Here is a 13,143-nt window from a genome sequence, read left to right as displayed (position 1 = left end):
GCCGGCGAGCTTAGTGGGTTAAATTAAGGCGCACGGTGGCATTTATTCATATTTGAGCTTAAATTCCGGACAAGGTGTTCCCTGGTGGAACATTAATTGCCAATTCGCTCCCTTGTAGCGCCAGATCGACATTCTGACGGAATAATTCAAATTAGAATAGGCATTTCGACGATAAGCAGCATGATAGGTGATCTGGGCCAGGTTTTCGGCGAGCATCTGGCCCTGAAAGTCCTGATTATAAAACTGCGGGACTTTCTCCCTAGGCAACCTGGCCAGTACGTGAGATTTATTAAACATCAACCCGTTAGCCGAAATCTCATAAAAATCTTCATCCAACAGCTGAGCCAGTCGCTGCGGATTTTCTCGCACGGCGGGATCGAGTAACTCGCGCTCCAGGTTTATGAGCATATCCAGCGTATCAAATTTAATTTTTTGCATTATAAACCAAGCAATTAACGCCATCATCTTTTATCAGTCTAGTCAATAAGCCGATTTCGACAAGGGATAATTGGATGTAACGCAAAGCGGTTTACGATATACTATGCCTTAGCCTACTGGTCGGATTTGAATAAGAGATAAAATGAAGTACGCCAAAATAACAGGATGGGGAAAAGCAATTCCCCCCGCCTCTATTAGTAATGACGAACTAAGCAACATTGTTGACACTAATGACGAATGGATCAGCACCCGAACGGGCATTAAATCTCGCCGTGTCAGCCATGTGAGTACCGCAGAGTTAGCAACGGTTGCAAGTAAACAGGCGTTAGCCTGCGCTGGCCTTAAAGGCGAGGACATAGATCTCGTCCTGCTGGCAACCTGCACACCTTCCACTATGGTGGCCAATACCGCATCTTTGGTGCAAAAAAACATTGGTGCCGTGGGTGCAGCTGCCTGCGATACCAATGCGGCCTGCTCAGGCTTTCTGTACGCACTACAAAATGCCACTGCGCAGATCCAGGCTGGTATGATCAAACGCGCTGTGGTTGTGGCAGCTGAGCGTATGACCTGGTACGTAAACTGGGCAAAACGCGACAGTGCAGTGCTATTTGGTGACGGCGCTGGCGCGGTTATTCTTGAAGCCAGCGATGAGCCCTGTGGACTGCTTGGCACTAAAACCGGGTGTGACAGTGAAGATCGTGGCATTTTACATATTGCGAATTACGGCACAGATCTGACCCGCTATGAACCAGCAGGCCCATCAGACTTATCTTTCGAAGGGCGAGAGATTTTCAAACGAGCGGTCACTGGCATGAGCGTTGCGTGCGATGATGTATTGGCACAGGCAAATTTATCCCTGTCTGATATAGATGTGCTGGTTCCACACCAGGCAAACCTGCGGATCATTCAGGCAATCCAGAAAAAACTCGATATTGCAGATGATAAAGTGATGGTCAATATCGACAAGTACGGTAATACCTCTGCAGCAACCATTGCCATTGCCTTGTGTGAAGCAGTGGAACAAGGGTTAGTTAAACCACACGCAAACATCATGTCAGCCGCCTTTGGTGCAGGCCTGACCTGGGCTGCCAGCTACATAAAATGGGGCGAGCGGGTCACGCCTTTGGCGCACAGCGAAGAAACACTGCCAGCCTGTGAACAGTCAGGTGTGGAGTTAATAGCGGATGCCGTCAAGGCATGCCAACAGTAAAGGGCTAATCTCTTTACAGGGCCAGTTCAGCATTCACACTGAATTGGCCTTATCTACTCGACCCTAAACACCTACGAGTGGTAAACTCCCCCCACTTTTTACCCACTTCCCAGCACCACTGAACCGCCAAACGTTCAGGCTGGAAGACAATAGCTCAAATAAGGGGAACCCGGTGTTTAAACCTCATTCCGACATCGCCAATTTGGCGCCTCAGATCGTATGGCAATTCTTTGATCAGATCTGCTCAATCCCACACCCGTCAAAACACGAAGAAGCATTAGCGACCTTTATTGTTGACTGGGCAAAATCACAAGACCTGGCTGTTCGTCGCGATGAAACGGGCAATGTATTTATCAAAAAGCCAGCCACGCCAGGCATGGAGAATCGTAAACCGGTTGTGCTTCAAGCACATATCGATATGGTGCCGCAGAAAAATGACGATACAGATCACGACTTTACCAAGGATCCAATTCGCCCTTACATAGATGGTGAATGGGTCACAGCCCAGGGCACTACCTTAGGTGCTGACAATGGCATGGGTATGGCGTCTTGTCTTGCAGTATTGGCGTCTTCTGACATCCCGCATGGTCCACTGGAAGTGTTACTGACAGTAGATGAAGAAGCTGGAATGTCTGGTGCGTTTGGTCTGCAAACAGGCTGGCTGGAAGGCGACATTCTGCTCAATACCGATTCTGAGCAGGAAGGTGAGATTTACATGGGTTGTGCCGGTGGCGTAGATGCCAGCATGACAGTCAATATTGCGCGTCAAGCTGTAGCAGCAGACCATCAGCTCGTAGAGATCAGTTTAAAAGGCCTAAAAGGCGGCCACTCTGGCGTTGATATCCATACCGGGCGGGGTAACGCAAATAAGCTTTTAGCGCGTGCATTAAAACATCACCTAAGTGGAGTGGACTTTAGCCTGGTGGCCTTTAAAGGCGGTTCACTACGTAATGCTATTCCGCGAGAAGCGTATGCAACTATCGCCATCTCACCTGCGCAGCGCAGTGTACTTGAACAGCGCCTGAGTGAGTTTGAAGCTGTTCTGAGCAATGAGCTAGGTGCCATTGAAACCAACTTGACGTTTGCAGTAAACGACACAGACAGCACGCTTGATGCAATGTCAGAACAGTCTAAACACAGCCTGCTTGCGCTGCTCAATGCCTGCCCGAATGGTGTTGTACGCATGAGTGATGATATTCAGGGCGTGGTTGAAACGTCACTTAACCTGGGTGTGATCACCACACAAGCCGACAAAGCAGAAGTACTTTGCCTGATCCGCTCTTTAATTGATTCAGGTCGCACAGATGTCGAAGGCACACTGAGCTCACTGGCAAGCCTGGCTGGCGCAGAGATTGAGTTTTCAGGTGCATATCCTGGCTGGAAACCAGACCCGGACTCAGATTTGGTGCACATTTTCCGAGATATGTACGAAGGGATTTATGGTAACAAACCAGATATCATGGTGATCCACGCGGGACTCGAATGTGGCTTGTTCAAAGAACCTTACCCTGACATGGATATGATTTCTTTCGGTCCAACCATCAAGTTCCCACACTCGCCTGACGAAAAAGTGCATATTGCATCGGTTGGCTTGTACTGGCAACAAATGCAGGCATTACTGCAGAATATTCCTGAGCGCGACTAATATCGCTCAATGATTGGTTCAGCACCTTACGGTGCCTGAACCATGTTAAGCCAAGTTTTAATCCTGACATTGGAGTGTAGCCTGCTTATCACCTGCCGGAATTATACTGATATCACTAAACGACAAGCTCATACTGCCAGTGGCAGACAGTTCAAATGGCATCACCATTTGATCAAACTTCACGCCCTGGCTGGCAAAGCATTGTAAGTCTATACTCAGCACTTGCCACTGCTGTGCTTCCAGCTTGTTCAGCTCAGCGCCAATATCAACCTGAGCCCGACAGCTTCCTGGCATATCTCCTTCACTTTCACAGTGCATACCAACAAATGCCTGGTCTGCAACCGTGTTACCACGTTTTACGGTCATACTGAGCACACCACCCCCAGCCTGGTAACGAGCCAGATCTTCTCTGAAGCCATTGCCACTGACAAACTGAACACCTGCTTTCATGCCCTGCCAGTCAAGCCGAAAGGCATCTTCCTGGATTTCCTTATCTATGGTTCTGTAACTCAGACTAGACAGCGTCATACTGCTTGCGGTAACAGCAAGATTTTGCTTACCTGAGAACAGCCTCAACTGCCAGGGTTGCTGAGTTTTACCGTTGAAAACCTCATACACATCTGAGGTATTCAGCGCGGCACCTGTCTCCTCAGGTAAACTGTTGCTCAGCGTTGAGGACATGCCATAACTCAAACCAAAACCGTAAGGAAGCAAAGGCGCATAATCCTGGTCGAAACGATTAACCGGCTTACTTGGATGGGCTGGCCAGGAGAAAGACAGACGACCAGTGAAATCATACTGTATCTTGCCCTCGCTGTTTTTCAGCAAAACATCGGCAACGGCTTCGCCCTGCGAGCCAGGCAGCCAGGCGGCCACAAAGGCATCACTGGCGTTGAGCTCCGGGTTAACCCACATAGGCCTGCCACTGATAAACACAGAGACCACAGGAATACCTTGCGCTTTCAGTGACTTTAACAGAGCCAGGTCTCGCTTACTACCATGCTGATAAATCAAGGTTTCCCGATCACCATGCCCTTCGGCATATGGCTCTTCACCAAATACCACAATGGCCACGTCAGGCTTGGTTTTATACTGGCCATTTTCGCTGAGCTCAACCTGACCTCCCGCCTGGGTTATCTGCCGGGCAAATCCGTCGTATATAGACTGACCACCTGGAAAATCCGAGTTCTGATTATTGGTACCCTGCCAGGTGATAGTCCAGCCCCCTGATTGTTTACCAATGTTGTTGGCAGCATCACCGGCTATCAAAATGCGCTGATTGGGTGCAAGCGGTAATAACTGTTGATTGTTTTTAAGCAAAACCAATGACTCACGCACCGCCTGGCGCGCAATATCCCGGTGTGCTTCGTGACCTATCAATTGTGTATTGTTAGCATGTGGACGCTGTGCCGGGCTGGGCTTATCAAACAAGCCTGCGCGAAGCTTCACCCGCAAAATACGACTGACAGCATCATCTATGCGCGACATAGGAATGATGCCCGCTCTGACCTGTGCAATGGTGTTCTCAAGCAGAGGTTTCCAGGCATCGGTAGGCACCATGTAGACGTCCAGGCCCGCATTCACAGCCTGAGGGCAATTGTCATTACTGCAACCGGGTATTTGCCCATGGCCATTCCAGTCGCCCACCACAAAACCATCAAACCCCATTTTGTTTTTCAGCACGTCGGTCAGCAGATATTGATGTCCGTGTATCTTCTCGCCCTGCCAGCTGTTAAATGAGGCCATCACCGATTGTGCCCCTGCCGTGAGACCGCCCACATAACCCTGAGCATGAATATCAAACAGCGCCTGCTCAGAGTCGACATTGTTACCCTGATCGTCGCCTTTCACGGTGCCGCCATCACCCAAGAAATGCTTCACGGTACTGATGACCCGGTCATCGCCCAAAAAGTCCTCGCTGGCATGCCCCTGCAAGCCATGTACAATGGCTGCGGCGTATGCTTTCACTATCTCGGGATCTTCCGAATAGCCTTCATAAGTACGACCCCAGCGATCATCACGTACTGTTGCCACTGTGGGCGCGAAGACCCAATCAATGCCCGTGGCCATCACTTCTTTTGCCGTTGCCTGGGCAATTTGTTCAATCAGTTTGGGATTATTGGCCGCCCCCAGTCCAATGTTATGAGGAAACAAGGTTGCCCCGATCACGTTGTTGTGACCATGGACCGCATCGGTCCCCCACATAGTAGGAATATCAATACCATCTAATGAGTCATCTACGGATGCCTGATACATAGCTTCTGCCAGATCAACCCAGTCTTTAACACTGGCATGCTTGTTGTTCCCGGGAAATGCTCCGCCACCATTGAGATAAGAGCCAAACCCGTAGCGCCGCATATCTGCTACCGTAATGTCACGGATCTCCGGCTGGATCATCTGCGCCACTTTCTGCTCCAACGTCATCTTGCTAAGTAGTACCGAAACCTGGCGCTCAATTTCAGGGTCCCGGGCCACCTCAGAGTGAATTTTGGGCCAGATATCAAGCCCTTGCTTAACTACCGGCGATGGTTGCCCGGCGCCACATGCGGTTAAGATACCGGCAGCTAGTACGCTGAGTGAAATCTTGGTTGTTGTTTTCTTCACTTTACTTCTCCGTAGGTAGCAATACAGGTCGGTGTCCTTTGAGCCCAAAATAACCGATAAATACATAACACAATGCCGGTAGCAGGAACGACAACTGTACGCCAGATGCATCAGCTAACATCCCCTGTAGCAAAGGAATAATGGCACCGCCCACAATCGCAAGACATAACACGCCAGCACCATGGCTGGCGCTCTCGCCCAGCTTGTCGATTGCCAGGCTGAAAATGGTTGGAAACATAATTGAATTGAACAGGCCGACGGCCAATACAGACCACATCGCCACACGGCCTTCGGTCACGACAGCGACGCACAACAGCACAATGACCATAACCGCATTGAATGCCAGCACTTTACCTGCTGCGATTTTTTGCATCACCAGTGCACCAATGAAACGTCCGACCATAGCCCCGCCCCAGTAATAGGCGATAAGCTGTGCTGCCTGTGCTTCATTAAGGCCGGCAATACGAGGGTCGTGTAAGAAATTCACTAAAAAACTGCCAATCGCCACTTCTGCCCCGACATAGAGAAAAATCGCCACGGCCCCAAGCTTAAGGTGTTTATATTGCAGTGCTTTTTTTAATGACGGTGCACCTTGCGACTGTACACCCAGTGATGGCAGTTTGATAAAGGCAAAGACAATGGCCAGTATCGCAAGGGTGGCCGCTATCATCAGATAAGGAAATTGCACCGCAGAAGCATCAGCATGTGCCGGCTCGCTGCTGCCTGAGAAAATAAGCCAGGCACCAAAAAATGGCGCAACCGTAGTGCCAAGCGAATTAAATGCCTGTGTCATAGTCAGGCGCGACGAAGCTGTCCTGGCATGCCCGAGCGCACTTACAAAAGGGTTGGCGGAAACCTGTAACACGGTAATACCAGAAGCCAATACAAACAACGCGCCTAAAAATAACCCATAAACACCGAGCTCAGCGGCCGGATAAAACAACAAACACCCAATGCTTGCGACACTCAGGCCAGTGATGATGCCTTTTTTGAAGCCAATCCTGCCAACCAACATACCGGCTGGCACAGAAACGATAAAATAGGCACCGAAGAAGCAAAACTGCACCAACATAGCCTGTGTATAAGTTAAATCGAAAGCCCCTTTGAGATAAGGGATTAAAATGTCATTTAAGCAGGTAATAAAGCCCCACATAAAAAACAGAGTCGTCAGCGTAAACAGCGCAAATCTGTGCGCCTGAGCGGATTGCGACTCATGCTTGGTATCCAGTATCACGGATGAACTAGCCATAATGAATTTCCAAAAAATATTACCAGCAGGCTCTGGTCCTGCTTAACGCAAAAACCAGAGCGGGTTTAGAATTAATTAAACTTATATCGGAAGCCCAGTGCATACCTGGGGCCGTATTGGCGGGCGAACAGGAATTGACGCTCATAACGACCAAAGCCTTGCTCGGTTTCATCATTGAGGTTCACGCCCTCGAAGAACACCGTCAGCTGCTCTGTCATATCGTAGTTGACGCTCATATCCCATTGACCAAAGGCCTTGGCAAATTGCGGCGGGTTGTCGGAAGATCCCTGATCCTGGCCGACTCCGATCAGATACTCATCACGCCAGGCATATGTCAGCTTCACAGACAGTCCGTCAAGCTCATAAAACACCTGAAAGTTTGCCGAGTCACTGAGCCCGGTAAGCGGGGTTTGTTGCTCCAGACTGGCAACATCGAACTCCACATCACCATTTACAAATGTCGCGTTCACCCCGACGCCAAATCCGGTTTCGCCGAACAGGTGCTGCACAGCCACTTCAAAGCCATCAACTGACTTGGTATCGGGCGCATTGAATGGCCGTGTAAAATCCCACACTATCAAAGGGTCATCGGCGTTTGGCGTAATATACCCCTGCTCATTGAGGGTTGCGCCATTGGCCTGCATCTGGGCAAAAATGGCATCATTCGTGGCCTGCTCACCCCGGCTTTCAATATCGGCAACGGCTTGCAACCATCTGGGTCCCTGATAGATGTCGTTAAAGCCTTCAACAGTCGTTGAGTTTATCTGACTGCCAATGAAGTTTTTCACCGACTTATCGAAGTAACCAATGGCTGCGTAACTGCCCTCGGCGTAATAATACTCGAGGCTGAGGTCAAAGTTAGTCGACTCAAATGGTTGTAAGTTGGTATTGCCTTCGCTGGCATTGCGAGAGCCAATTTTAGGGCTATTTGACAGACTCCGCCCGCCAACCAGATCTCCCAGTGGTGCCCGCGAAATGGTTTTGCCCCAGGACATTCGAGCAACCAGCTCATCAGTCACATCCACGCGTAAGTCCACCATAGGCAGAACCACATCATGTTCGCCTTCCACGGTAAAGAAGGCATCGCCATCAGGTAAATACTGGGTATGCCACTCACTGCCGCCTTTCCACCAGACAGCAGTAGGCGTAGGCTGGAAGGTGTTGCTGGTTACATCGGTTTGCTCGTAGCGAACACCTGCGTTTATCTGTACCGGATAATTGGCAACCTCAAATTCCCAAAAACTTGACAAGTAAATACTGCTGGTTTCCTCCGTCACGCTTTCTCGCGATAAGGTCCCCATGTCGTGATACGCCGTAGTCGCAAAATAATCATTGCCACCGAGTAATTCATTGGTCAAAAAGGCTTCAGAGCGAGCGGCAACCTCATCGAAGTCAAAGGTATAGTAATAGTGTGGCTGTAACGCACTGCCGCCACCGTCAAATGCATTTAAAAAGTCACTGGTATCATGTTGGGTAAACATGCCATCGGGGAATAATTCCGGCCAGGCAGGATTAAACAGGAACCCACCTATCAGGCCACTCCAGGCATTCGATCCGCTCATTTCCTGCTCTGTGCGAGCCACACCAAATTTTATGTTCACCAGAGCCCAACGGTCACTCAGATTTTCCCAGACACCATCGAGCTGTAACTGTTCGACGGTTGCTTTGCCCGGAGAGTGTACAAACTGGCTAAAGTGAGAGTCGATTTCACTGGCTGCCAGCTCATTGGTGCCATTTCGCCACAGAATTTCAGCGTGCGGGATCTCACCGCTGCGAAAATCGTAGCGCTTGGTCGTTAACTGATCTGAGCCCAGTACCAGCGTGCCTTCACTACCCAGGCCGGCGTCTGCACCATTGTCGGTTTCGCTTTGAGAATCGTGATAGTCCAGACTCAGACTCAGAGCATCACTGGCTTGCCATTGAATATTAAAGCCGACTGAGCGCTCTTTCACTTCAGTAGTTGAACGTGAGGCACTGAAAGACCCGTCGTTACCGCTGATATCAGCATACACAACGGTGCCGTTCTCATCCAGTTCATAGCCGTTGATATTACCGCCGTAGTCGTTCCACATACCCCAGGAAATCGCATTCTTACCGGTAACAGTCTTAGTCCCGGTATAATCCAGCGTCATTACAATGTCATCAGTGGGCGCATACTGGAAAACAACCTGACCGTTGGTTCGCTCGCGCTGTAAATCACTTATTTGATAGTTCATATCCCGAGGGAAAAAATAATCACCTGCGGGCACCCCTTGATCGTTTACAGGGCGATTGTCTGTGACGCTGTCTGCTTCAAGGTTAGTTGGTAAATCGACATTCGCCTGCCACCCCTGGATATTGGCACTTTGCTGTTGAAAATCGCGGCGATGGTGGTTAATGGTAAAGCCAAACCCGACTGTGTCATCCAAAAATGCATTGGAGTACAAGGCTGAGATCTCTGGCGTAACGTCATCGCCTGCGACATTTGAAGAATCGTGGATTGCTTTCGCTGAAAACGACATTTTCTCAGCACCACTGTCGAGAGGGCGAGCAGTAACAATATTCACCGTCGCACCTAACCCGCCTGTCGGATTGTCAGCACGCGCTGTTTTATAAACTTCGAGCGCCGAAACCCCATCGGATGACAGGTTTTCAAAATTATAAGAACGGCTATTACCCGTTCCTGGCATTTGTCTGCCATTGAGTGTTACCAGATTAAAGTCCGGGCCGAAGCCACGTACGGTGATCTGACTGCCTTCACCATTGCTGCGACTCACTGCCACACCGGTAATGCGCTGTAAAGACTCTGCCAGGTTGGTGTCGGGAAATTTACCCATTTCTTCTGCTGAAATCGCATCCACCACGCCAGACATATCTCGTTTGACGTTCATAGAGCGGATCAAACTGCCCTTGATGCCACGAATTTCTATGACTTCGGGCGTTTCCTCAGCAACCTGCGGCTCAGCTTCCTCAGCCTGTACCATTGAAGTACCAAGCACCGCACCGATCAGAATCGCGACATGTGAGAGTTTATAATTTACTGTATTCATAATGACCTGCTTGAATAATTTTCGCTGTCTGGGCGTGGCAATGCCACGCCATCGGTTTGGTTTTATTGCGCTGTGATCATCACATTATCGAGCCGGTATACAGCTCCTTCACCCTGCCCCCAGGCTGGGTAAACCATGATGATGTCAATGCCGCTAACATTCACCCCACCATCCTGCAGTGTCTGAAGTGGGAAAGTATAGGTCTGCCACTGGCCAACCTGAGGCGCCACAGCCTCCAGACTGTCGGCCAGATTAAGCTCCAGTGCAAAACTGGCATCCAGCGCTTCTATCTTAAACTTCCAGGGCGCACTGCTATCATTGGGCGCTGTCACTACTTTAAGATCAAACTGAACCGAGCCCTTTTCCAGATAGGGTGATGCATCAAGATAATGGCCGTCTTCAGCAAACAGCCCCATCACAGTAGGCTCGGCGCCAACTTTAAATTCCGCTACCATGCCCTGAGTCATATCATCATTTTCAAGCGTAGGGGTAGAGCCACCACAACAATCCCACAGCGACCATTTGGCTTTAACGTTATCGGCAAATAGCACTTCACCAACAAAGTCATCCGCCTGATTCGGATCGTAAATTTTCACGTTATCTATACGGTATACCGCGCCCGCGCCCAGGCCCCAGCTGGGAAAAACCATCAAAACGTCAATCGCACTGATGTCCAGGCCAGCTGCCACCAGGTCCGTTAAAGTAAATGTATAGGTTTGCCACTGGCCGACTTCGGGAGCTGTTTGCTGGATACTCTTATCCAGGGTCAGTTCAGCAGCACTTTCCGCGCCCACTGATTCAGCTTTGAAGAACCAGGCTGCAGTGGCGTCTTGTGGTGCACTCACCACCTTCATATCAAACTCAATCACGCCGTTGGATAGGATAGAGGAGGCATCAAATGGTGCCGCGCTAACCCCTTCGGCTGAAATAAACTCTTGTCGGGAAATAAAGCCCATCACTGTTGCTGTATCACCTATCACAAACTCTGCAACATTGCCGTGCGTATCATCGTCCAGCTCAACCGTAGGTAACGAACCGCCACAGCAATCCCACATTGGCCAGGCAGGATTTTCGCTCTCTTCAAACACCACCAATGCAGTGGTTGTATCTGGTGTCACAATCGCAACATCTGTGACGCGATAAACTGCGCCTTCGCCACTGCCCCATGCCGGGAAAATAAGCAATGCATCAATACTACTGATGTCCAGCCCTTGCTCAGCCAACATCTGCAGCGAAAAAGTAAAGGTTTGCCATTGTCCAACCGCCGGTAGTACCCCTTCTGCGCTTTCAGACAAAGTAAGTTCAACCGCTTTTTCTCCGTTTGCGCTTTCTATTTTTAACATCCAGAGCGCCTCAGTATTCACAGGCGCAGAAGTCACTTTCAAATCGAAACGCACCACGCCGGACTCAATCAACGAAGAGGCATCAAATGGGCTGGGACTACCGCCGGCATCAGACGCCATCGGGTCTCGAGAAATAAATCCATTGACCGTAGGCTCACTGCCCACGCTAAACTCTACCGCCGTGCCAGCTGTGTCATTTTCGACTAAAGCCGGCACACTGCCTCCACAGCAATCCCATGCCGGCCAGTCTTTATTGAGCTCACCGTCAAAGATCTGCAGACTATCTCCTGAAGTCGCGGGCGGCGGTGGGCTGGGCGCTTTACCTTCAACCAGTGCATCATCCGGTGAATCCCATCCGGCGCGGATCGTTTCGCAGCCTTTTCCTGTTTGCGGGTTTTGCTGACATTGATAGACCCGGACATAATCCACTTCGAACGTTTGCCCGTTTGCAAAGGCATCAGCATCGACGCCCGTTTCATTAACCGCTTCAGGCCAATTGCCACCAACAGCCAGGTTCAGGATAAGATAAAAGTTTTGATCAAACGGTGCACTGTCCCAGTGTGTTACCAGCTCACCGCTGCCCTGATCATGATACTCGGCAAACCACCCCCGGTGTTTCAGACTAAATACGTTGCCGTTACTGTCATACAGGGGCTCAGACTGTCGCTGCGTGGCATAAAGATAATCATCAACATACCAGCGTATCTCTCCCTCTTGCCATTCCACCGCATAAGTATGAAAGTCATCGGCAGGGTTCACACCATCCGGTAAGCTATGCGCTTTACCAGAGTGAACGTTGTCAGGCCAATCCTTGCCATAATGTAAGGTCCCGTAGACATGGGCCTCAGGCATGCCATCCGCATCTTGTGCTTTAAGGTTCACCGCTTCAACTATGTCAATCTCGCCTGATTTAGGCCAGCCACCATAGACTTCATCGGTTGGCAGCATCCAAAATGCCGGCCAGCTGCCCTGCCCGCTGGGAAGTTTCGCCCGCATTTCAAAGCGACCATATTTAAAATCCGCTTTGTGTTTTGTAATAAGGCGCGCAGATGTATAGGGCTGTTCAGCATCTTCCGCAGCGCGAAGCGCAACTATTTTCAGTGTTCCATCGCTAACATACGAATTGACTGCATCATCGGTGTAGCATTGACGTTCTTCATTTCCGCCACCCAGGCAGTTCACTTCGTGCGTCCAGTTTTGAGTATTGATTTGTGTCTCATCAAACTCATCTTGCCAGACGAGTTGCCAGTCAGAGACCGGTGTCTGAGGATCCGTTTTGCTCAGATCAGTGTTGGTTTTAGCGTCGCCGCCACAGCCAGTTAAACCAGCTATCGCAAGCAAGACACCAAGACTGGTGAAGGATTTTGCAACTTTTATCATAATGTGTGTTCCAACTAATCGAACCGATTGTTGTGTAGCGCGGACCTGTTCTTTTTACAGTCTGGCACAGAGCCGCTGTAGTTGTTATTTGCAATCAATCGCACCCAGGTGCAGCCAGTTGCAATGTCCGTACTACAAAGAATGAGCAGCGAATCGGAGACCAATTCGGTCTGCTCCTGAGGCTATCCTGTTAAATTAACCTGAATGTTACAATGGAAACGCGCCATCACGAGCGACTGTTGCGA

Annotated in this window: 7 protein-coding genes; 2 read left to right on the top strand and 5 right to left on the bottom strand. The window is 50.0% G+C overall.

What is annotated here, in order from left to right; genetic code table 11:
• Positions 1–42 precede the first annotated feature (42 nt).
• On the bottom strand, positions 43–438 hold the full coding sequence (locus IY568_RS06670) for a DUF4440 domain-containing protein (protein ID WP_125557173.1): 396 nt from the start codon (positions 436–438) through the stop codon (positions 43–45).
• A gap of 142 nt (positions 439–580) precedes the next feature.
• On the opposite strand from IY568_RS06670, the gene IY568_RS06665 reads away from it, so the two are divergent.
• Positions 581–1,648, top strand: coding sequence for a ketoacyl-ACP synthase III (locus IY568_RS06665; protein ID WP_125557175.1), 1,068 nt, complete (start codon positions 581–583; stop codon positions 1,646–1,648).
• A gap of 172 nt (positions 1,649–1,820) precedes the next feature.
• On the top strand, positions 1,821–3,293 hold the full coding sequence (locus IY568_RS06660) for an aminoacyl-histidine dipeptidase (RefSeq protein ID WP_194867140.1): 1,473 nt from the start codon (positions 1,821–1,823) through the stop codon (positions 3,291–3,293).
• A gap of 57 nt (positions 3,294–3,350) precedes the next feature.
• Here IY568_RS06660 and IY568_RS06655 read toward each other — a convergent pair whose 3' ends face one another.
• The 4 genes from IY568_RS06655 to IY568_RS06640 form a co-directional block, all read right to left on the bottom strand.
• Positions 3,351–5,963 carry a glycoside hydrolase family 3 protein gene (locus IY568_RS06655; RefSeq protein WP_416365157.1) on the bottom strand — a complete coding sequence of 871 codons (2,613 nt, stop codon included), beginning with the start codon at positions 5,961–5,963 and terminating at the stop codon, positions 3,351–3,353.
• Positions 5,899–7,146, bottom strand: coding sequence for a sugar MFS transporter (locus IY568_RS06650; RefSeq protein ID WP_194867138.1), 1,248 nt, complete (start codon positions 7,144–7,146; stop codon positions 5,899–5,901). The genes IY568_RS06655 and IY568_RS06650 overlap by 65 nt, the downstream gene beginning before the upstream one ends.
• Before the next feature lie 71 nt (positions 7,147–7,217).
• Positions 7,218–10,175 carry a TonB-dependent receptor gene (locus IY568_RS06645; RefSeq protein WP_194867137.1) on the bottom strand — a complete coding sequence of 986 codons (2,958 nt, stop codon included), beginning with the start codon at positions 10,173–10,175 and terminating at the stop codon, positions 7,218–7,220.
• Between the two features lie 62 nt (positions 10,176–10,237).
• Positions 10,238–12,898, bottom strand: a complete 2,661-nt coding sequence (locus tag IY568_RS06640; RefSeq protein ID WP_194867136.1) for a glycoside hydrolase family 16 protein — start codon at positions 12,896–12,898, stop codon at positions 10,238–10,240.
• Positions 12,899–13,143 lie beyond the last annotated feature (245 nt).

This window comes from Pseudoalteromonas sp. PPB1, from assembly GCF_015356275.1.
GTDB classification, from domain to species: Bacteria; Pseudomonadota; Gammaproteobacteria; order Enterobacterales; family Alteromonadaceae; genus Pseudoalteromonas; species Pseudoalteromonas rubra_D.
Note: the sequence above shows the minus strand (reverse complement) of the source record. Positions and strands in the feature narration are given on the sequence as shown.

Excerpts from the sequence above, each read along its gene's own strand:
- IY568_RS06670 (WP_125557173.1), bottom strand. The coding sequence starts at position 438 with ATGCAAAAAATTAAATTTGATACGCTGGATATGCTCATAAACCTGGAG.
- IY568_RS06665 (WP_125557175.1), top strand. The coding sequence starts at position 581 with ATGAAGTACGCCAAAATAACAGGATGGGGAAAAGCAATTCCCCCCGCC.
- IY568_RS06655 (WP_416365157.1), bottom strand. The coding sequence starts at position 5,963 with ATGTATTTATCGGTTATTTTGGGCTCAAAGGACACCGACCTGTATTGC.
- IY568_RS06650 (WP_194867138.1), bottom strand. The coding sequence starts at position 7,146 with ATGGCTAGTTCATCCGTGATACTGGATACCAAGCATGAGTCGCAATCC.
- IY568_RS06645 (WP_194867137.1), bottom strand. The coding sequence starts at position 10,175 with ATGAATACAGTAAATTATAAACTCTCACATGTCGCGATTCTGATCGGT.
- IY568_RS06640 (WP_194867136.1), bottom strand. The coding sequence starts at position 12,898 with ATGATAAAAGTTGCAAAATCCTTCACCAGTCTTGGTGTCTTGCTTGCG.